At 37.2% G+C, this 21,747-nt stretch carries 16 protein-coding genes and 1 other annotated feature; of the genes, 8 read left to right on the top strand and 8 right to left on the bottom strand.

Features of this window, described 5'->3' with window-relative positions:
• Window positions 1-54: 54 nt before the first annotated feature.
• The 3 genes from FW759_RS02385 to FW759_RS02375 all read right to left on the bottom strand — a co-directional run bounded on the left by FW759_RS02385 (window position 55) and on the right by FW759_RS02375 (window position 2,142).
• Window positions 55-771: a 3'-5' exonuclease gene (locus FW759_RS02385; RefSeq protein ID WP_446442077.1), complete on the bottom strand. Its 717-nt coding sequence runs from the start codon at window positions 769-771 to the stop codon at window positions 55-57.
• Between the two features lie 143 nt (window positions 772-914).
• The gene (locus FW759_RS02380) at window positions 915-1,340 is read right to left on the bottom strand and encodes a hypothetical protein (protein WP_446442076.1); all 426 of its coding nucleotides are present in this window, start codon (window positions 1,338-1,340) and stop codon (window positions 915-917) included.
• A 190-nt stretch (window positions 1,341-1,530) separates the two neighbouring features.
• A complete protein-coding gene (locus FW759_RS02375) occupies window positions 1,531-2,142 on the bottom strand; it encodes a hypothetical protein (RefSeq protein WP_446442075.1) in 612 nt (203 codons plus the stop codon).
• 144 nt (window positions 2,143-2,286) lie between these two features.
• Between FW759_RS02375 and FW759_RS02370 the strand changes: the two genes are divergently transcribed.
• A complete protein-coding gene (locus tag FW759_RS02370; protein ID WP_446442074.1) occupies window positions 2,287-3,096 on the top strand; it encodes a leucine-rich repeat domain-containing protein in 810 nt (269 codons plus the stop codon).
• A gap of 54 nt (window positions 3,097-3,150) precedes the next feature.
• Window positions 3,151-4,506 carry a phospholipase D-like domain-containing protein gene (locus FW759_RS02365; RefSeq protein WP_446442073.1) on the top strand — a complete coding sequence of 452 codons (1,356 nt, stop codon included), beginning with the start codon at window positions 3,151-3,153 and terminating at the stop codon, window positions 4,504-4,506.
• Between the two features lie 161 nt (window positions 4,507-4,667).
• Here the strand turns inward: FW759_RS02365 and FW759_RS02360 are convergent, their stop codons facing one another.
• A complete protein-coding gene (locus FW759_RS02360) occupies window positions 4,668-5,060 on the bottom strand; it encodes a hypothetical protein (RefSeq protein ID WP_446442072.1) in 393 nt (130 codons plus the stop codon).
• A gap of 385 nt (window positions 5,061-5,445) precedes the next feature.
• A complete protein-coding gene (locus tag FW759_RS02355; RefSeq protein WP_446442071.1) occupies window positions 5,446-5,877 on the bottom strand; it encodes a hypothetical protein in 432 nt (143 codons plus the stop codon).
• A 274-nt stretch (window positions 5,878-6,151) separates the two neighbouring features.
• Between FW759_RS02355 and FW759_RS02350 the strand changes: the two genes are divergently transcribed.
• Window positions 6,152-6,421: a hypothetical protein gene (locus FW759_RS02350; protein WP_446442070.1), complete on the top strand. Its 270-nt coding sequence runs from the start codon at window positions 6,152-6,154 to the stop codon at window positions 6,419-6,421.
• Between the two features lie 352 nt (window positions 6,422-6,773).
• On the opposite strand, the gene FW759_RS02345 is transcribed toward FW759_RS02350, so the two are convergent.
• Window positions 6,774-7,364, bottom strand: coding sequence for a recombinase family protein (locus FW759_RS02345; protein ID WP_446442069.1), 591 nt, complete (start codon window positions 7,362-7,364; stop codon window positions 6,774-6,776).
• A 239-nt stretch (window positions 7,365-7,603) separates the two neighbouring features.
• Window positions 7,604-8,332 carry a DUF1353 domain-containing protein gene (locus tag FW759_RS02340; protein WP_446442068.1) on the bottom strand — a complete coding sequence of 243 codons (729 nt, stop codon included), beginning with the start codon at window positions 8,330-8,332 and terminating at the stop codon, window positions 7,604-7,606.
• A gap of 462 nt (window positions 8,333-8,794) precedes the next feature.
• Here FW759_RS02340 and FW759_RS02335 point away from each other — a divergent pair, with 462 nt between their 5' ends.
• Complete coding sequence (locus FW759_RS02335; RefSeq protein WP_446442067.1) at window positions 8,795-9,859, top strand: hypothetical protein; 1,065 nt, start codon at window positions 8,795-8,797, stop codon at window positions 9,857-9,859.
• A 195-nt stretch (window positions 9,860-10,054) separates the two neighbouring features.
• On the opposite strand, the gene FW759_RS02330 is transcribed toward FW759_RS02335, so the two are convergent.
• A complete protein-coding gene (locus FW759_RS02330) occupies window positions 10,055-10,318 on the bottom strand; it encodes an IS3 family transposase (RefSeq protein ID WP_446442127.1) in 264 nt (87 codons plus the stop codon).
• A gap of 87 nt (window positions 10,319-10,405) precedes the next feature.
• Window positions 10,406-10,505, bottom strand: a sequence feature (AL1L pseudoknot).
• Between the two features lie 536 nt (window positions 10,506-11,041).
• On the opposite strand from FW759_RS02330, the gene FW759_RS02325 reads away from it, so the two are divergent.
• From FW759_RS02325 to FW759_RS02310, 4 genes are all read left to right on the top strand, one after another.
• The gene (locus FW759_RS02325) at window positions 11,042-11,326 is read left to right on the top strand and encodes a hypothetical protein (protein ID WP_446442066.1); all 285 of its coding nucleotides are present in this window, start codon (window positions 11,042-11,044) and stop codon (window positions 11,324-11,326) included.
• A 157-nt stretch (window positions 11,327-11,483) separates the two neighbouring features.
• Window positions 11,484-14,021, top strand: a complete 2,538-nt coding sequence (locus FW759_RS02320) for a hypothetical protein (RefSeq protein ID WP_446442065.1) — start codon at window positions 11,484-11,486, stop codon at window positions 14,019-14,021.
• 15 nt (window positions 14,022-14,036) lie between these two features.
• Entirely contained in the window at window positions 14,037-15,920 is a 1,884-nt protein-coding gene (locus FW759_RS02315; RefSeq protein ID WP_446442064.1) for a hypothetical protein, read from the top strand.
• 9 nt (window positions 15,921-15,929) lie between these two features.
• Window positions 15,930-21,722 (top strand): DEAD/DEAH box helicase, encoded by a 5,793-nt coding sequence (locus FW759_RS02310; RefSeq protein ID WP_446442063.1) that lies wholly within the window; start codon window positions 15,930-15,932, stop codon window positions 21,720-21,722.
• The last annotated feature ends 25 nt before the right edge of the window (window positions 21,723-21,747 follow it).

Genomic DNA, 21,747 nt, shown 5'->3' with positions numbered 1-21,747 from the left:
ACAATAAGCTTAGCTGCCTAGATTTTTTTAGTGATAACGAGTGTATAAGTAATTTTATACTAACCCTAACGCCTGCTCACATGCTTCAGCTAAATAAGGGTCAACCGTATCCTGTTTCAGTAGCCACTTTAGATATCCAGCTCCATCTGAATGAGTGGCTAAATCTGCAATAGCCTCACCCTTATGTTTACCAAAACTTAGATGCGTAGGTATACGAGCTATTTGACTAAAATTATATAAGCTCTCTACATTACTTATCTCATGACATTGGCTATTCGCTAAATCAATCAGACTACCAAGTACCAGCTGAGTGAAGTAAATATCAGCAATAGCAGCATGCGCATTCTTTGCTTGAACGCGGGCTATATCTCGATGAAAGTGATAGAGGAGGGATACTAGCTTATGGCTCTCAAGCGTAGGAAGAAGGAAGTTAGCCATAGCATTAGTACATATCAACTTAGGTGTATGAGATACGCCTGCATTTTTGAGAACTGCCATATCAAAATCAATATTGTGACCAATCAAGTACTCAACATTGTTAGGCAGTCTGAAGTCTGTATGAGGTGGCTCATCTGCCACATCCTCATCACATATATGTGATATCGCCATAGACCCCAAGCTGATTTCTTTCAGAGGGTTAAAACGCTTAGCTCTTGGGTTTTGTAGTACATCTACCTTGCCGTTATTAATCTCAACAATAGAGTAGGCTGCTTCAGTCATGTGTGGCTCAACAAGCCCTGTTGTTTCGGTGTCTAGTATGTACGTGGTCATAATGGGCCTTGATAAATATGAGGAGTTTAGCAGTCTGTTATAAGTGGTTCCATTGTATCAGTCTATTTTAAGTGGTCTATTAATTGATTAGAAGCTGTATATGACTAGTTCCCGTAGGGTATAGTTTAACAATAAGTTAGCTACTAAAAATATTGCTCTAGTTTATTAAATAGACGTAGACCATGCTCATTTGGCGGAACTGGATTGGCTGCTACTTCTTGGTCACATTGATCAATTAACTTATTTACTCTTCTTAAATCATTATTTGCAAAACTTAAAACTCTTTCTTGTCCAAACTTAAAAATACAAATTATCAAGGCTTTATCTACCAAATCAGTTATTATTCTTTGATTTCCCGTTGCATCGTCTAGACCTCTAGGTATCATCATTAAATTATGTTTGGCTGCCATGACATTTGAGAACTCTATACATAAATCTTTATAAGACAGCTTAGATATATTTTTAGAATATTTCATCACTCCCTGTTGAGTATGGACTTCTTGTTTAGGAGCAAAACTGTCAGTAATCACTGTTCCAACTTCGACTTTTTTTTTGAATAAACCAAACATATTATTATTTACCTGCCATTTATTTGCATTTTATTAAGGAAGAATTCGTGTGGCTTTACTTTTAACTTATTAGGAGCCATCATAGAAAACGGAGAAGATAGTACGCTAAAGAATTTTATCGATTTTTAGGCAAATCACCAAGAATATTATTCATTCACTGTTTCAGAAATTACCTTTCTTATTGCCTTAATCAGAAAAGACTATTATAAAAATTGTTAACTTTTATAATAGTTGCTTCAAGATCGTCATTATCATGATCCCAGATACCTGAATTAAAAAATATCATGCAGAATTTTGGTTTTACAACTATATGACATAAGTTATGGCATGCTTCTTCATTACCCACCTCGTTAATTAACGCATAAAACAAAGCTTCATGAAGGCAAATACCTTTTTTTGCTGCTACAACAAATAGACTAGCTGTTCTTTTTTCGAAAGAATCACAGTAGGTTTGGATGAAATCTATAGCATAGTCTAAAGATTTTTCTTGAAAATATACCTGGTCTTTATTAGAAAGTAAGTGAGCTATTTGAAATAGCATATTGTGGTGCAATGTATCTGCTAGATCATAGTCTTCTTTGGGTAGTAACCCTTGAATATATAGCCCTGCTATAGCTGTTCTATAAGCATAAAGCATAGGCATCATGAATTCTGGCCTTTGTACGTCTAGACTTTTAACAAAAATCTCCAAGTCATATTGAATATCTTGCAAAAAGTTGAGACTGTCGCTACTCTTATCTACAAGACCTATAAGGGGGACAGGTTTTAGAGTTTTGCCTTGACTTCCTAAAGATTTAGACATTAGCCTTCCTTTTAAATTCTACTTTTATAGATTTTTTTGGATATAAATCATATACAGTAGCTAGTTTCCGTTCTTATGAAAGTGACTTTAAGATTGAGTCTATCAGACCTTATGGCTATATGTAACGTATAAAACAGGAGCTTTATGAATCAAGACGATGTTGAATCTAATGCTATGGTTAAATATGATAGCAGTTCGCTTTCTATAAAAGGCCGTAGAAGCCCAATAACTTTAGCAACTGATGTTATTAAAGCAGCAATCGAATCACGTCAAACTAAACAGTTGCAAGTTGGCGATAACTGGATAAATAGTATATGGAATTGGGCTGACAATTTTGAATTATCTGAAAAAATATTACCTCGTAATCGAGAATTGTTGTTAGCACTAACCTCTCTGAGAGTTGTTTACAACGATCTTGATTTTTTACCTGAGAGCATAGGTAACTTAAGAAGCCTCACCTTGCTATATATGGGTAGTAATAATCTCGAAGCTCTACCTGAGAGCATAGGTGACTTAAATAACCTCACCTCGCTATATATGGGTGGTAATAATCTCGAAGCTCTACCTGAGAGCATAGGTAACTTGAGTAACCTAGCCTCGCTAGATGTTACTGATAACAATCTTGACTCTCTACCTGAGAGCATAGGTAACTTAAGAAACCTAACCTCACTAGATGTTGCTGGCAACAATCTTGACTCTCTACCTGAGAGCATAGGTAACTTAAGAAATCTAACCTCACTAGATGTTGCCGATAATAATCTTGACTCTCTACCTGAGAGTATAGGTAACTTAACCAACCTCACCTCACTGTATGTTACTAATAATAATCTTGAAGCTCTACCTGAGAGCATAGGTAGCTTAACCAACCTCACCTCACTGTATATTGCTGGCAATAATTTCGAGTCTCTATCTGAAAGTATCAATCAGAATAGAGTTAGAGTGTTTTTTGAATGACAATAGTAGATATCTCTTAGTTCTATAATGTTAAACATTGAAAGGTAATATCAAGTGCAAACTGAAGCTGTATTCGAAAATATCGCAAACCGTATAACTCTAGAATTAGAAGCAGCTCAGCATACTATTTATATTGCTGTAGCTTGGCTTACTAATCGCAATTTATTCGATGTCTTGTTAGAAAAAGCTAAAGAAGGTGTTACCGTTCAGCTAATGCTTTCTAATGATTTTATTAATCAGAAAAGTCATCTGGATTATGATCAGCTTAATATAGCCTCTTCAGGAAGCTACTTGATTGGGGATGGTAATCAAGATCTAATGCACAATAAGTTTTGTGTTGTAGATGCTGATACCGTTATCAATGGCTCCTACAACTGGAGCTATAAAGCTGAGAAAAATCACGAAAACATCCTGATCACTAAAGGCGATAGCCTTTTAGCTCAACAGTTCATCAAACAGTTTAAGAAAATTCGTAATATCTATTTCGATCATCAGGATCCCACTCTAAAACTACCGATTGATAAAATTATCAAGCGTCTCGAGATTATCAAAAACTATGTTGTCTTAGAGGATATAGGAGATATTACACGCGAGAATAACAAGCTGATGGTATATGCTTTTCAGCAAGATATTGCTGCCATTACCCTCGCTCTAAAGCAGCACAGCTTTGATACTGCTACTACTCTAATTGATCAATTCATCAAAAAGCATCATTCCTTAGTAGTCTATAACGATATTGATATTAGCGCTTTAAAGCTCGCGATTCGACAGCTTGAACACCAACTCAACGCCTATGACAATGAAAAAATAGAGTTGGAACAACTAATCTCAGAGTTCCATCACCGACATACTAATGAGCTTGGAAGCTATATTAAGCGACTCCTATATCTACGTAAAATATCTACTCAAGATAATCCTGAAGAGTATGCAAATGCTGTACAAGATGAAGAAGACTATAGTGAGCAAATTGAAATCGAGTTAGAAAAAGTTATTTATGAACTAGATGATGAACAGCGCTTAGAGTTAAAGAAAGCATATAGACAAGCAAGTCAGATATGCCACCCAGACCGTGTTAATGAAGACATGAGAGATATTGCTGAAGAAGTATTTATTCAGCTTAACGAAGCATATAAGAAAAATGATGTGATTGAGTTACAAAGAACCCTATCTGAACTAAAGCAAGGCATGTTCAAACCACGATCAGAGACTGTCAGCGAAGCTGATCAGCTTAAAGCTATCATACAAATACTCAAACACAAGATTGCAAAAATTGAGCAAGAAATTTTTGCAATTAAAGATAGCGAAGATTATCAGACTATCAATGGTATTGCTGATTGGAATGTATATTTTGGAGACATGAAAACACAATTAAATGAAGAGATTAGTTATATTGAAGCAAATGTACAGTAACTTTGGGTTTTTCAGTAAAGTTTCTAAAGAACACTCTTGTTTCCATAACACGTTATGGAAATAAGAGTGTTTATTAAAGAGGGTATCCCGCGTGATTACCACTTTGAGCCAATGATTATACAAATTCAAGGGAACCCCAGATGTTCAAATTAACTCTCTAATTAGAATTTTCCGATACCATATCTTCTCATTACACATTCAACGAGCCCTAGCCTTAAAGGAACAATTATATCCATGCGCGGGTATAGTTTTGAAGTAAGCATCTGCATCCATTCTTGAGCTATATCTAACTCAGGTGTATCCTGGTTTAAACTGCCTTTATATTCGTACTCTGAAACACCACTATTTTCCACGAATTTTATCGACAAGTCATTACCCTGCCGCGCTCCATCCAACTCTTGCATTACAAACCCATAAGCTAATGATCTCTTAGTCAAGAAACTTTCCATTAGAATGCTTGAAAATCTTTCAGCAGCATAATCTACTCCATCTTCTGTAATTTGCTTAAGAAGAGCAGGATCATTTACTTTTTTGTTTTTTAAAAAACCAAACATACTAAAAACTCCCTTTAAAAAACTAACTTAAGTTAGTTTTGATCTATAGTCAATCAAATCCACAAGTTTTGTAAAATAAAAAAATTCAACTCATAATATTCATTTCTTTGACATCTGATGAGTAAGATCAAATAGGATTTCTAACTGCCATTTAGATTAAATGCTTACTAATACGGTCATCAAACATAATCATAAAGCGATTTAAAGCAGACGTCCAGTTACGGATAGGCATAGACCACTTTTTAGGAAAGGCTCCATTTCATCAGACCTCGAGACCTTCTAGCTAATACCAAAGGTTTTTTTATATCTACAAATTCTTTTTAAATCATATATATAGGTTTTTTATGAATGTGTAAAGCAATAGAATAATGTTAGCTCAACTACTTTATCTATCATTAATAGATTTATAGACGTATGGCATCTGATTTTTACACTGTTGCTTATCCATCTCAAACTCTTTCAGATATTTGTTAAAGATGTCTGCTGTATCGTTGGCTATTTTTATATTATCTTTAGTCAAAACATTCCCAATGGCTTGAGGGTTTTCTTTAATGAGATTCTGAATTTTTTCTAAAGATAGTGCTGATATGCATAAGGACTGGGAAGATGTAAGATACAACATGTACAAGTCCTCAGGATTCGTATCAGGGTCTTCTGCTAATTTGTTTAGCTTCTCAGCTTCTTTAAAAAAATTAGTTGATTGGAGCTTAAAGGTCATATTTAGCGAAAGAATTTTTTCTGTTAAAGTATTTTCATCATACGAGAATGCTGGATTCATTTGACAGAGCAATATAAGAGTTAAAAATAATTTTTTCATGGGGCACCCATTTAACACCTAATTAAAAATACAGGTTAGTTCTTTATGATCTGCAGCGTTATTATGGACGAGGTACATAATAATGCTGCAGAGTGGGGACATCTATTCTAGGTGTTGTAATCTGAGGTTGATTATCAAATACAGCGGATGTGATATCAAGCTCTAAGGGCTCAGGAGCTTTAAGATCGCTATATAGCGGACAGTTCGATGCCTCTACAGCGCACCGATCACGATTTAAGACAATTCTAGTCACCAATAAAGGATAGTAAGATTAATGAAAATCGCTCTAATTTTATTACTTCTAACTATATTTATGTTGGCAGGTGGCATCTACGTAATTCTTTTTTGTATAGGACTCGTACTTGTTATCCTTAAATATACAGTCGAATATACACTTTACTTTTTTATGTTCCTCTACTTTGCTATAGAAGAGCGAATACCTAAAAATAAAAGAAAGAAACTAGCTAGGCAAGCTAAAGAAAAAAGACTAGAAAGACGAGCTCAACAAGAAGAAAGACTAGGAAGACTAAAGAAAAAAGACTAAATAATTAAAGCTAAGTTTAAGCAGTGATATTTTTATTTGAGAAATAACTCCATGGAAGATTCAATTCATCAAATCGCCTCGAATTACTCACTTAAAGTACACTGAGTACGCATATCTATAGATAAAATTAATAATATCAGTAACTTATCTATAAATGATGGTACCCACTATAGGACTTGAATGTTCGCTAAGTACACTAAGACTACCTTATTCACTCAAACCATTGGTTCTACTAGCCTAAATATCTAAGGGTCTATTTTGAATGAGAATGAGTGGTCACGAAGGGCAGTATTTTCCAAAATATAGTAATGATCATAAAAATGATGGGCTAATATTTAAAATACCTCAGCTATTAACTCTGCTTTAAGACCCGATAAACGGTAGCTACCCCAACACCAACTGCCTTAGCGACTTCCTCTTTTTTCATACTGTTTTGACTGTCTAATTCTCTAATACGATTGTGTTTCGTTGTATTAGGCTTCTTACCAGTGGGATTATAGCCACTGTTAGCCAATCCCTGCTTAATACGCTCTCTACGCTTGTCGTTATCAAGCTTTGCCATCGTCGCCAATAAGTCGATCAGCATATCGTTAATCACTCTTAGGATGTCGCCTGTCATACCCTCGCTAACCGTATGCGTGGTTGGTAGATCAGCTACCACCAATCGTAAGCCCTTATCTTTGATACGCTGCTTTAGAATCGCAAAATCATCTTGAGATAGCCTGCTTAATCTATCCACGCTTTCAACCAGTAGGATATCGCCTTGCTCAGAGTCCTTTAGTAGCTGAGCTAATGCGGGTCTATCAAGTTTTGTACCACTGAAATGCTCAACGTACTCAACATGGTTATCATCATAACCTGTACTAAAATCCACCAAATCAGCTAATGCTCTGGTAGCGTCTTGATCCTTAGTACTGGCTCTCACATAGATACGAACGGTCATAACGCCACCTCTATTACTTAGACTTAATAATTAATGTTCATTGATAATATCAAGATATTACTATCATTTAATAATATAAAAAAGTCTAATGATAGATTATTTATCATTTAGAGGTTTTATGTTTTGGGTATAGTGTGAGTGATAAAATCGATACTAATAAATTTTTTATTTTTTACTCCTTACAAATTGGCATTTAGAGGAGAGCATAAAAATTTAAAAGCTATACAAATAATTTTCCATTATTCAAACAGAAAATTATGTGGATCAAGATTACGAGCCATCACTTCAATTTCCTCCAAAGTCATTTCTGGATTACTTTCAAGCTTGCTTTCTATCTTTGAAAATTGTTCATTGAACTTATTACTGTCGTAGTCCTCTTTTTTTGTCTTTGTCCGGATAGAAGTTGCTTTTGCTCGTGATAAGTCTTTTTTCCAAGCAGGACGCGCTTTTGTTGGAAGCAAAGATTCAAACTCAGAAGAATCTGCTGCTACTGCACTAGAAAACCTAGGGGAAAGCATTTCTGTTTGAAACATTGTTTCTTCAATTTTCCATTTAGGACCAAACGAATACACCGCAAAATACATTAATTTCGCTCTTGTTTTACTTACTTTAAGAGCTATAAGTGCATCGTAATACATTAAGTGCGTATCTTGCCATGTTCGAATTTGACCTTTTTCATAACAATAATGATCATGGATAATTGAAGCCTTTAAATAAGACAAATCATAACGTCTTCCAAGGAATGGCCGTGCCATTATTGGAAGTGTCGTACCGTCGGTTGTCCCTTCTGGATTTTCACCCTTTGTCCACAGCATGGATGGATTTTTCCACTCTTTTGTTTCCCATACCATACCATTACGAGGTGACACGAAACTGAGCTTACCTTTCAGATGGCAAATCCCATCACCTGTGTTCTGACATCCTTCAGGGAAAAGAATTACCTCTCCAGTAATAAAGTTAGAGTTCATATAACCTCCTAGACTAGCTGGCTAATAAAACGTTTATATAAAATATTTTTCGTATAAAAAATCATAATAATTTACTATACATAGTTTGTTATAGGCTAAAAATATTGAATTAGCTAGTAAATTTTTACTGTTTTACTAAAGATAATATTAAATAAAATTCGTCTTTAAAAATACTCTTAATATCTTCAGCTAATCAAGGGTATGTAGATTCACAGTTTAATTTTGGTGCTAAATCTGATCAATGTATTGGCATACGCCAATATTACAGCCAAACTATCAAGTAATACTGAAAGGCTACTGATTAAGGGCTTAGTAATGCACAAAATAATATGACAAAAGACAAACCAGTATTAGTAATTTAGCTAATTTAAGTCAATAATAAATAACAGTCAGTATAATTTATTGTAAAACATGCGTGTCCATAGAGTATTGAGATTTCTTATCTTCAAAAGGAGCATAGAAATGAAAAATCTACTGTTAGCAATACTTGTAGTTGCAATTTCAGGTATTAATTCTTCTTACGCATTCAAATTCGACCCTTTCAGCAAACCAGACACATCAGGTTTGTACAAAAAAAAGTTTTCAGAGCCAATTCATGAACGGCTTACGATTAAAGCAATTAATACTGCACAAATACCAGATTCTCTGAAGAAAGATACCGTATTCCTCTCTGCAGTAGTTAGGGGGGTTAGATGGAATGATGATCCATTGGGTATGGCCAAAAAAAGACCTCATGAAGCATTTATTTACTTCAATGATTCTTGCCGCGAATCAAAGGATATAGATCAGTCATACGACATGTACTATCGAACTCATTGTGGAGATATGCAATTTCTGCACGCGATGGCATCAAAGAAAACTGAAAATGCAGGCGCTACTAGTGAACTCATAAATATGTGGGCTGAGTTTTCATATCGGGTTGCAGCTGGTGATATTGATAAGGATTTACGTTTTAGAAGCATTGGAGAAAAACTTGAAAAGCGTTCTGCTGAACTATTCAACAATAAGATGACTTATAACGGTGAATATCGCATGGAGTGGCAGCCAGAATGGTTGTTTGCCGCTGACTGCAATAGGAGTATTAATCTTGGTGCATTTCCTACTAAACTAAAATGCAAAGACGTAAATAATAAATATTCAGAGCAAACAATACAGAATATAGCACTGGGATCTTTACTTCATATGTTGCAAGATTCATTTTCGGCCAGCCATACGCTGAGGGAAAATAGCATATTAAATGCTTCACAGATAAATGGAGCCGGGAAAATAAAAAGATTTGGATTATACAATGCTCAAGATGGAAGAGCTCATAGTCGTGCAGATTTAAATATTGAAGATAAATATGAGCACAAAGAGTTGTCATTAAATGATCTTTCTGCAAGCCTAATCGAGCTCGTTGTAGATCAAAGAATTTCAGGTCAGGACAATTGGAGTGAAGCCAAAAAAACAATAGAAAAGGCTTTTGAGATTAGTAACTCTAGTGAGAAACCAGGTGATATTGGTTACGGCGATACAATCAAGCGCTGAAACGAATCATTCATCTATCAAATGCCATCTATTTATTGGTTTAATTAAATAGACGGCATTTGATTTACAGTCAAACTTCGCTGACGGTAAGAACCTCACCCTATCTTACAACCCTCATAACAAGTGAACCGCCCCCGACTATATCAGAGGCTGATTTACTTGTGTCAGGCAACTTCACCTAACAGATTAAGATTATCATAATATCGATTGATTTAACGCCGGCATCACCATATCCGTGTTCATACGATTAGATACTTTCCATCCTACTATAGCGCGCTTTTGGTCATCACGGCTGTGAGTTGTTATTTTACCTTTACCGCGCCAAACGCCTTGCAGCTCATACTGAGTCATTAACCGCTCTACCGTACAACGAGCCACATGAATGCCATCCGCTTTCATCTGCTGCCAGACTTTAAGCACACCATAACGACATTTGCTGTCCTGCCAGATGTGTCTGATTTCACTAATATAAAAGTCATCACGTTAACTGCGCAGTGATCGCTTTTCAGGGCTGTACTCTAGGTCTTCAGCACGGTGATAGACTGATGGATAACCGGTAGTACTCGGCAGATTGACTCGATCCCATAATTGTTTTTATGGTCATTAATAAAGTCGACGGTCGAACTCCGCCTGGGCGAAAAAAGCAGCTTTTTAATGCTATGGCTTGAAATCACCAGACGCTTCTCTCAGCATACGAACGGCACGTTCTTTAATCTCAGGAGTGCAGGCTTGTTTTTTCATTGTCGCATTCTCTCAGAATGTCGAGTATCCGACAATCCCGGGGCGATTCACAGCGTTAGGAAATCAAAGATAAAGTCTTCTTTTTTATTCTTATCGATGACTTTAGTGGTTAACTTTTCTAAATCTTCAAAAAACTGGGTTTGATTAAATACCATGGTTGTCTCTATAGATGATTTACTAATGTAAAAAAGTAGGCTAATGTGCAATTATAGCGCTATCTTATAATATTTAAAGGCTTATTTGCTCTGAATGAAGTGATACAGCATCTTATTACTTGCAGTAATAAGACTAGAATTTTATTAATGGGGCTTAGTAGTGATAGTTGGTAGTTACTTTCATGGTGACTCTACCCGTATTGGATTAATTCAGCATGGTTGATATGGAGAAGCATTACATATCATCGTTAATTTTGCCAGAGCTAAGTATCGTAAAGCTGAAAGGGTGATTGATTTTCGTACAGAGTTGAGTGACTTACGTGATGAGCTTAGAGGCTTTGACCATAGAACTTTGCAGTGGTTGCATGATTCTATGGCGGCTGCGTTCCGTATGGAGTATTGTCTTAACGCAGATTTTTTCACTTACAAGATACCAGACCCTCATACACTCGAAGAGACTGTGAAATTTTGGCTTGAATTCCTTAGAAAAGAGCTTGAAAGAGTGTTTGCTGAGTATTTGCAGCTTCCTCGATTAATTCTTACTGCAGATCTCTATCCAAACCCTGATTAAAAAGGTAAAGATGCAGAAGATAAGCTTTATGAAATGACAATACAGTTATATCCTGATTTGAAGCATTTCCAATCTAAATAATTCAGAATACTTTAAATACTGTGGTATGGCAGTAAACGTTGCAAATTTATTAAATAGTATCTAAGGATAAGTCACTGTGGCCATAGCAATGCAAACGACTCTTGCTAGTTTAACAAAGAAAGACTGGATAACTTCTCTACAACAACATTACTTAAGTACAGAAGGCCCATATGGTAATTCAGACCTAACTAATTTAGATGTTACTCCAGCAGGCTTGGCAGAGGCGATAGGTGTGAATGGATATTCTGATGAAGATATTCAAAATACATTTATGTCAATTTTTACTAGGAAATTAGTAAGAGATTTTTTATCAACTAAAGTACATGAGATCCAAGGAGCAAGAGCCTATAGCAACTTTCATTTTTTAATATTATCTTGCTTGGTGGCTGCTACTACGACTAATGCGGGAGATAGTAACCAATATCGAGAGCGACTAGGCGCTTTGCTAGATGATAACCAAGGTGCCGAGCAAGGTGTCAGCGGAATTAATAGTTTATGGTTGGCTTTATCAAAATGGATAGGTAGTCAAGTCCAGCAAGGTAAGAGTTATAGAAAAATTATTTTGCCTAAAGATATAGGGAATATGACGGTTATTGGCTATGCCGTAAAGTTAGCTTATCCCTCTCGTGATGATCGAAAACAGCTAAAAAATATTTTAAAAAAGCTAAGCTATAGAGCATTCGAAAGTTCAATATCTTTATTGGTCGAGCTAGATGAAGATTATTATGGTGAATTACCACTATTGATGCAACGAGAATTATTTAACCTAAGAAAACTCTATGAAAGCAACCACGCCATAGAGAACCATTACTTTTGGCAGTTAATACTCAGTATTTTATCTGAGATTAATCGAGAAAATCCCAAAAACCATACTTTGTTGTGGTCGGTGTCGGTCAGATTTGGTGGATGGGATGGTGATGAGCTAGAAGAGGTAGTTTTAGCAAAAGGAAATCGACGTCAAGATTTAGAAGTGCCTTCTTGGCAAGGGGATTTTTTACAATTCTTAGAAATGCATAGAATACCAAAACAAATTAAAGCTTTATTAGATAACGGCTGTATTATTCTATTAGAGCGTCATGGTGGTCTATGGACACAGGATGATAGAAAGGCTCATGCAGAAGATACAGCTATTATTCTAGCCAATCGCCCTGAAATCATTGAGCGGTTTCAATATCCTTGTAGCATTGCCGAAAGGTGGTGTTATTCTGAAAACATGCCATTACAAGAGGCCTTAAAGATAACTGGTGATCAAGGGGTAGCTGGGGAAAATACGTCAGAAAAGGGATTGAAGTTTGAAGGAGGGATTCCAGTAGGACGTAATAAGTGGCTGGCACGTTCAGGATACTTACCCCATATTAAAATTGAATCCAATAGTAAATTTAGCACAAACCCAGCATTAAAAGTTCAAATTGAGAATGACATCGTTACGATCATTGATGATGACTTGATTGATAAAGAATGGCACTTAAAGCACATTGATAGTTATGATGAACTTACATTAAAAAGAATTCGATTTTTTAATAATGCACCACTCAATGACTCATGGCCACAAAGGAAAAATGCGTTTGAGGCGTCGGTAGAACTTAATTATCAATTAGGTACTTCAATTGTTGAAACCCAAAATGTAATGTCAGTGGGTGTATTTCCTAATCGTCTGTGCGATGCATTAGAAGCACTATATGCTCGTGCACAATCATCTCGATCAGAATCAGAGATTGTTGCTATCTTACGAATAGTTTTACCTCAAAAACCTGAATTTAAATACATGGTCTGGGATGTGCTACGCTCTTTGGAGGAAGCAGGGTGGCTAGAGCAAGATCTTAGTTGCCGATGGCGGGGACGTGTTTGGCGTCTGCGAGCACCAAAGATTGTATTAACAGGTGGTTTAACCGCAATCGTAGAGGGTGCTATCGCTCATAAAGAACTAGAAATACTCAAAGTTGAAGCTATAAGACAGGGTATTGAAATACATATTAATGCTCAGTTGGAGTGGGCAGTACCTGTTATAAGTTTGTATGGTGACAAAATTAAGAAATTAGCTGAAGAACTTCAGTGGAGTATTGAAATTGGTAAAAACATTGTCGCAAAACCAGCCCCAAAATGTTGGCCAGTAGAAAATAGAACCGTTATAGGACGTCAATTATCTAGCATTTGGAAAGCTGAGCCAGGATTGTTTATTTCATTAAATCAAAATATATCTAGCACTAAAATGTTGGTAAGGTTTACACGTGATGATGATAGGGATGTATACGCTATTGATGAAGAGCAGGGATTTGTTACGACGCAACGCAATATTGCAATTTTGGAGTATGCAAGACAAATTAAAAAACCGGTTTTTATATACAGTGATGGATTATTAAAACGACAGAGTTTAAATGGCCACTTGCCGTTGCCAGTTGCTAAATGGTTACGACAATCAACGGGTCTGCAGTCCGGCCCTGCGATTATATCAAAATATTCACAGTATCAATATGCTTTGGGTGAGGAACAGTTAAACACATTGCAAGCTATATTTGGGCTTGCTATTCAAGGTAACAATAAAATTAAACCAAAGAAACTTATTCTGGAAATTGCAAAGCAACGCAGTCGCGGTATCCGAGTAAGTTATATTTAAAAAGAGGAAAGATAAGTGTCAGAACAATGGTATTTTGGTGAGGTTGATTATACACCTCGACCTCAAACACGAATCAGTGGAATTGCAAAAGTAGATAATGGTAAATGGAAAAAACAAGCCTTGACTAGTGATTTAGCACCTGTCGGTAAAATCTTCGCTCCTTCATTGTATGGCGTAGCTGAAAAACAATTCCTTATTTTTACTGCTAAATTAAATCCAAGAATAAATGAGCACAACAGTTATTCATCCGATAAAGAGCATGATCATTATATTATTGAGGAGCGGAAGAAGCCTACAGTCGTTATTGATTATAGGCATATGAGTACAGAACAAATACGCTATCAGTTAGTAGAGTTTGGTTTGGGGAGTATTGATGCTATCGATGCAGAACCCAATGAAGTTATTGTTGCATTATCTGACACAGAATGTGCCATTGTCGAAGTTATGTCCCATCCTCGTAATGGTCGTTATGTGGCTAAGACAAGAAATGTGGAAGTTTATTCTTTTAATAGTGCAATCTTTGAAGGAGATGCTTTTGAAGGACAGTTTATAGAGATCCCTAATGTGACTGTTGGCGATTTCATTCGCGAAATAACATGGAAGCTAGACGTTGATATATTAAATGACTTATTGGATAAACTAAAAGATTATGATGAGTATCTAAAAACTACTACTAAACAACAAAGGGCGGATTTAGTTAGTCTATTAGATCGTGCACTCAATATTACAAAACAAGAAGATTGGGCTGATACACATGAATGGTTGAAAGGGTATAAACAAAGAGTTGCTAGATCGCTAATAGAGCCAAGAGAAGTCATCAACACTTTATCAAACATGCAACCTTTTCAGCAGAAGCTGGATATAGCACAACAAGCGGCAAGTAATGCCTACCGTCAAAAAATACAACCTATTATTGAACAAGAGATTAGGTTAGAGCTAGCAGAATTGCTATCACAACAAGAAAGCTTGAAACAAAATATCCAGGAAAAACATGACATATTAGAAAATAAAAAAGTCGTTCAAGATGATTTACAGCAAAAGATTTCAAGCTTGAATAAACAGTTAGTAGCAGAAATTGGCCATCTGAATCAAACACTTGGTGATATTAAAGAATTAGATAGTCAAGAAAATATATCCCTTGTAGATCGTCTCAAGCGAGCTCTGCATGATCAAGGAAAGTTAATTAACCCTACAGACACTACTTTCCCACCATGGTCGAGAGGATCAGGAAGAGATGATATTCCATATATCGATAATTCAGAGTTTGATGCCAAATTTCAGGCATTCGAAGAGAAAGCAGCTATATCACAATCAGAGCTTAACCTATTTGATAGGGCTTTACGCTCAGGTGATTTTGTTCTTTTACCATCAATTTCAGCAGAAATTATTATACCTAAATACGCAGAGATTGTTACGGGTGGAGTGACTTTTCGAGAGAGTTTAGGTCCAAATATCTTAAATTTAGATGACTTATGGATGCAACCAAACCAAGGAACCAAGACTGGTTTTGCGAGAGCATGGTCAACGGCAGTAGCAAACCCAAATCAATATCATTTAGTTTGGCTTGATGGCTTACAACGGACGGCCATAGATTTATGGTTGCCAAGTCTAATAAGTGTCATATATAGCTCTGAGAGACCAAGTAATTTACTTGTTATGGCGACTATTGATGATAATTTCATTGATAAAGAGCATCTGTGGTCAGAATTATCAAGATTTAGTACGCCACTTAAATTTGATAATCAAGTTGAGTATAACAAAAGGTTGTTACAACGGCTTTCAATTGTTCCAGAAAAATGTACACAACTTGCTTATCAAAAGGTATCTGTAGCTAGCGAGAACTACTCTGAGATGCTTGAAAAAGGTCAGCTATGGCTGAAAGAGTTATTAGATAAATAAGAGGGTAATATGCTAGATCCAATAGGTGCTTACAATGATATTTTAGAGCTTTATCTTTCTTATTTAGATACAGTTTATCGATTACGCCGTGAAGACTTAAGTCAAGAAAGGCAACGCTTGTTACGACAACCAGGCAATTTAATGCCAGAACCTTTTATTGAACCTATTTTACGCTATCAATCAACAAATATTCGATTGGAAGATTGTTTAGATGACGAGTGTCAGGATAACCCATTAAAGAAATTTAATCGTGAGCAACGCCGAGCTATCGTTGAAATGATGTTTTCTGGGTTGTTCCCTGGCAAACCAGCCACAGGTGAGTTATCACGACAGAGTGTATTTTCACCTTATGTTCATCAAATGCAAATGCTGCAACGCGGTTTAAAGAGTGGGCATCCTGGTATTGTTGCATCTGGTACAGGCTCAGGTAAGACAGAGTCATTTTTATTGCCTATTTTGGCAGAATTGACGGCAGAAGCGACGCAATGGGGACCGCCCCCAGTAGATTATTTGCAACACCAATGGTGGCGTGAAGGAAGTAGGTTTGAGTACCACCGCAAAGGTGAAGACAGTAATCGACCACAGGCAGTGCGTGCATTAATTTTGTATCCAATGAATGCACTAGTAGAAGATCAAATGGTACGCTTACGCACTATGCTAGACTCGCCAGAGGCTATAGAAGTATTAGACAAAAGAGCCAATGGTAATCGGATATTTTTTGGCCGTTATACCAGTGCAAGTCCTGTTCCTGGCTATTTGAATCATCCAAGACGACAAGATGATGAAAAAGAGAAAACAGCTACTAATCGCCGTTTAAAACGCACTAAGACCACGTTGTTGACATTGGCGAATGATCAAGAAAAAGCATTGGCGTATGATAGAAGTAATCCTGAGACTGATACAACACGTTATTTATTCCCATCTCTTACGGGGTCAGAGCTTATTACCCGATGGGACATGCAAGAAACGCCACCGGATTTGCTGATTACTAATATTTCAATGCTGAACGCAATGCTGTCTAGAGAAGTTGATGCTCAAATCTTCGATAAGACTAAACAATGGCTTGAAACAGATCCTAAAGCTTACTTCTTCTTGGTTTTGGATGAGTTGCACTTAATACGCGGTTCAACAGGAACCGAAATGGCGGCTCTCATTCGTACTTTAATTAACCGACTGGGGTTGGATCGTGCAGAGTATCGCCATAAGCTGCGTATACTAGCGTCTAGTGCTTCATTACCCTTGGATGGTACTGAAGGTGATCAAAGCTTGGGGTATCTTTATGACTTCTTTGGACCGTTTGGAACTTATGTAGATAGTCATAGTGAAGGAGCTAAAAGTCCTGAGGATTGGGCAGAAGCGGTTGTTTCAGGCAATACCCATATGCCTAAACCCATTATTCAACAATGTATAGATACTAGACCGTTTATAGCAGTGGTAGATTATCTAGCACCAGATGGCCGCTATCTAGGTCAGCTAACGAATAAATTGGACAAAGATGAACATTTAGAGAAACTACTAAATGCTTGCAAAATAGCTTTAGGATTGTCTCAATCTCGCGCAACCAGTGATATGGTGAATGAAGTCGGTGAGAGACTGGCAATAAGTTGTACAGATGAAGAGGGGAAAACTAAAGCTCGCTCAATATCAACGTTAGCAGAAAAGATTTTTGGTGAAAGTCGAGAGCATAAAGCTTTACGTGGTTTAATGATACTCAGAGGGTTAGGAGATATAGAGGGGTCAGAGGCTATTTCCTTTAGGGAGCACTTGTTTTTAAGGAGCTTGGAGGGTTTATTTGCCGCACCCATGATCCAAAACGGTCAGCTTGTTTATGAAGGGGTGTCGGTTGAGAGTGGTACTAGTCACACCCATACTTCTAAAGATACCCAGCGGCTATTTGAATTATTTTTATGTGAGGGATGTAATACAGAGTTTATTGGAGGGCTACGTGGAAAAGCTTCTCGTAATAACTCAAGATCGCCAATTGAAATTCTCCCTCAAACGCAGGACCTTGAAAAACTTCCAGAGTTTGGCGTTGGTTCTGGGATTGAAGATCTCAGTCACGAGGAATTTGTTCTATTTTGGCCCTCTATAGCTTCAGCCAAACGAGGTGATAATGACAAAGAATCCTGGGTTCCTGTGTCGTTAGATCCATATAATGGTCAGTTACGTTCAACTCGTCCAACTAACCCTGCGGATTTTATCTCAGGACAATTCTTCGACATGATTAATGTATCTGATAAAGATAAACAACGTAAGAAGACTGCAGCACCAAATTGCTGTCCTGCCTGCGGGGCTGATTATTCACATCGTAGTGAGCAATATCGTAAATCACCTATTCGTAGTTTTCGTACTGGTTTTGCTAAAACATCGCAGTTACTAGCCACTGAAGTTCTTGAGCTGCTTAAACAAGCTGGTAATAGTCCTAAAGTGATTGCGTTTTCTGATAGTCGTCAAGATGCGGCTAAAACAGCCATTGATATTGAACGTCATCACCATAATGACACTCGCCGTAGGATTCTGGTGGATGCACTAATCAATAGTGCATTTGTTGAGGATATCGAAACTTTAAAAGCCCAGCGAGAAGAAGCAGAAAAAAAAGGGGACTATGATTTAGCAGATGAAATTGATAACAAGATAAAGAAAATTCAAAGAAATCAGATGAGTCCTGATCGTATCGCATTGGCAACAATTTTAGAGACAAATGAAGCAGGTATTATCGAGACGGGTTTTAAGGCTCAGCCACTGCTTTCTGGGATGACTGCTATAGGTGTGCACCCTACAGATGACACCGGCGTAGAAAAGATTAATCACAATGAGTGGTTTAGTTATTTTGAAGAGAAGCAGGACGGAACAATCTATTGGGATGACAAGATTGATGGTACGAAAATTACAGATGCAAAAAATGCAGTGGCGAAAGCACAACAAACTTTGATTGAAGATGTTATTTTTGCGCGTAACTATTTTGCTTTGGAAGAAACAGGGATCGGTTACGCTTGTTTTCAATCTCAACATCAACAAAACTCAGATGAACTTAATGCGATTTTGAGGGTTTTTGCAGATAACTATCGTGTATTAGCTAACAAATGGGTAAAGCAAGACTCAATTAAAGAGTGGGTAAGCGGTTATTCTATAAGTAGTAGAAGAGTGAAGAATTTTCTACAAGCCTCTGGCATCAGTGAAGATAAAATGACTGATATTTTAAGGGAAATGGAAAAGCTTAAGCATCCAGGTGGCATTATACGAATCGAACGGTTATATATTCAACTTACTAGACCTGAAGATCCAGTTTATGAATGTACCACATGTAGTAGAGCTCATTTACATCGTGGCACAGGGATATGTACGCGTTGTCACCAACCCTTGCCTACTGAACCTAATCTCAAATCACAACAGCTTAGGGAACGCAACTACATATCCAAACGATTAGATAAAGCCTTTGCAGATGATCAGTCTATATTTAGATTGCGTTGCGAGGAGTTGACAGGTCAAACAAGATCGCCCGCAGAGCGATTACGGCGCTTTCGGGGTATTTCGATTGATGATAATAGCAATCCAATCAAGGAAAAAGCTCAAGAAATTGATTTGCTTTCAGTTACTACAACAATGGAAGTTGGTATTGATATCGGTGCACTACAAGCTGTATATCAAGCTAATATGCCTCCCCAACGTTTTAATTATCAACAGCGTGTAGGACGTGCTGGACGACGTAAACAAGCATTTTCTTTAGCAATGACATTATGCCGTGGCCGTAGTCATGATATGCACTATTTTCGTCATCCTGAAGCAATCACAGGAGATGCTCCACCACCGCCTTTCTTAACAGTAGAGCACATAGATATTAGCTTGCGTTTATTGAGAAAATCTTGGCTAACAGAAGCTTTCAAACGATTAAGAGAGGAAGATGATAGCAATTATCCAGGTGATAATATGAAATCTGATATACATGGAGAGTTTATACTAACGACTGACTACTACGACGAAGTCAAAGGCTGGAAGCAACGCTTAACAACTGCACTTAAGCAGACCCAGTCAATTGCTGAAAAACTAGCCAATACTCTAGGTCAGGGGGTAGTAAATCGAGAGCAAGATCTTTTAACTTACTTAACAACTGATAAACTGATCGATGAGATCGATGTCTTAGAAAAAGAAGGTAGCAATCGTGAAATGGGACTGGCGCAATTCTTAGCTGAGAACGGATTATTACCAATGTTTGGCATGCCGACCAGAGTAAGAAATCTATATTTGAATTTAGAGTCAGTTGGTGAAAATGAGTCTGAATGGGATTCTGTCGATCGCGAAATTGATATCGCTATTTATGAGTTTTCTCCAGGACAAGTGGTGATTCGAGATAAACAAATTCATGAAAGTATCGGCTTTACTGATCAATTAGGTTTTGTCCAGCTAAGGCGTGGTGGTGCTAAACTCATTCCTGAGCCTAAAGAAGAGTGGTGGAATGATAAAGTGAGCATTGCTGACTGCCCTACTTGTGGTGCACTAAAGCTACTTGCCCAAAGTGATGATGGAATCAAATGTGACGACTGTAAACACAAGATACCCCAAGAAGCTTTTAGTGTCTACTATTCACCTAGTGCATTTAGAACTGATTTTCGACCACGAGTGTCTGACGGCACTGAGCCTCCTCGTCCTATGATAAGACGGGAAACTGGAGCGATTATTGCACCTATGCAGATGGAAAAAGTTGTAGGGACAAACTTATCACTTGCAACTGGTAAAGAAGCTTATATTATCAGAAGAAATAGAGGGGTTTTAGATGTAGATGGAAACCCTAAAAGCTACGAGATGGTTCACAGAATTCAGAATAAGGTATATTGCCAAGGAAATTCTAGATTAAATATTGATAAGGTTCCAAATCAAGCGATATTATTAGATAAAGCTCAAAAACATTCAAAGCCTTGGCAAGTACAACCAGAATTACCTGAAGTACAAGAAGTAAAGCTGTTTTCAAAAAAGCGAACAGATGCTCTAAACCTTAGCATGTTGTCAATCGCGGATGGTTTATCTATGGATAGACTGGGACCTAAATTAGAACGCTCAGGGACAAGCTTAAGGGCTGCGGCTATTAGTGCGACACAGCTTATAGTTCAGAGGGCTTCTCTAGCTTTAGATATATCACCAGATGAGTTCGAACCTCTTGAGCCTAGACTTCGTGAAGAGAGGCCAATCTTGCAGATAGCTGATACATTGGTAAATGGCGCTGGTTTCTGTCAAAGATTAACAAAAAATATAAAGGGAAAATCACCTCTAATCGTAGAACTTATAGACTCAATGTTAAATGATTTATCAGACCCTATGGTGGGCAGTTTTTTTGAAAGTAAACATCGTGAGGAATGTCAGCGCTCTTGCTACCGTTGTATTCAACGCTATGGTAATAGGGGATACCATGGTCTACTAGATTGGCGATTGGGACTCAGTTTTTTAAGATGTTTATTTGATCCTACACACCGAGTGGGTTTAGATGGGGATTTCACGAAGTATTCTGAGCTTAAAGATTGGCCTGAGCTTGCTAAAATTGCTGCACAGGATATCAAGCGTCTAGATCCGCATAAACGAGATATTATCAGTGTAGGTCCATTAAACCTTCCGGTTGTATTACATAACTCCAGTGGGCCTAACTCTGAAGCATTTGTTATTGTTCATCCTTTTTGGGATGTAGTGGATATGAGTGCAGAACTAAAGCAAACTGTCGATTCCTTAGATTCTAGCTACTCTATAATGTTCATTGATACCTTTGAAACGAATCGTAGATTAATGAGTGCTATTGAAAATGTTAGGTCTAAATAAAAAAAGATAGTGATTTGAAATACAA

This window comes from Psychrobacter sp. 1176_08, from assembly GCF_052850615.1.
Note: the sequence above shows the minus strand (reverse complement) of the source record. Positions and strands in the feature narration are given on the sequence as shown.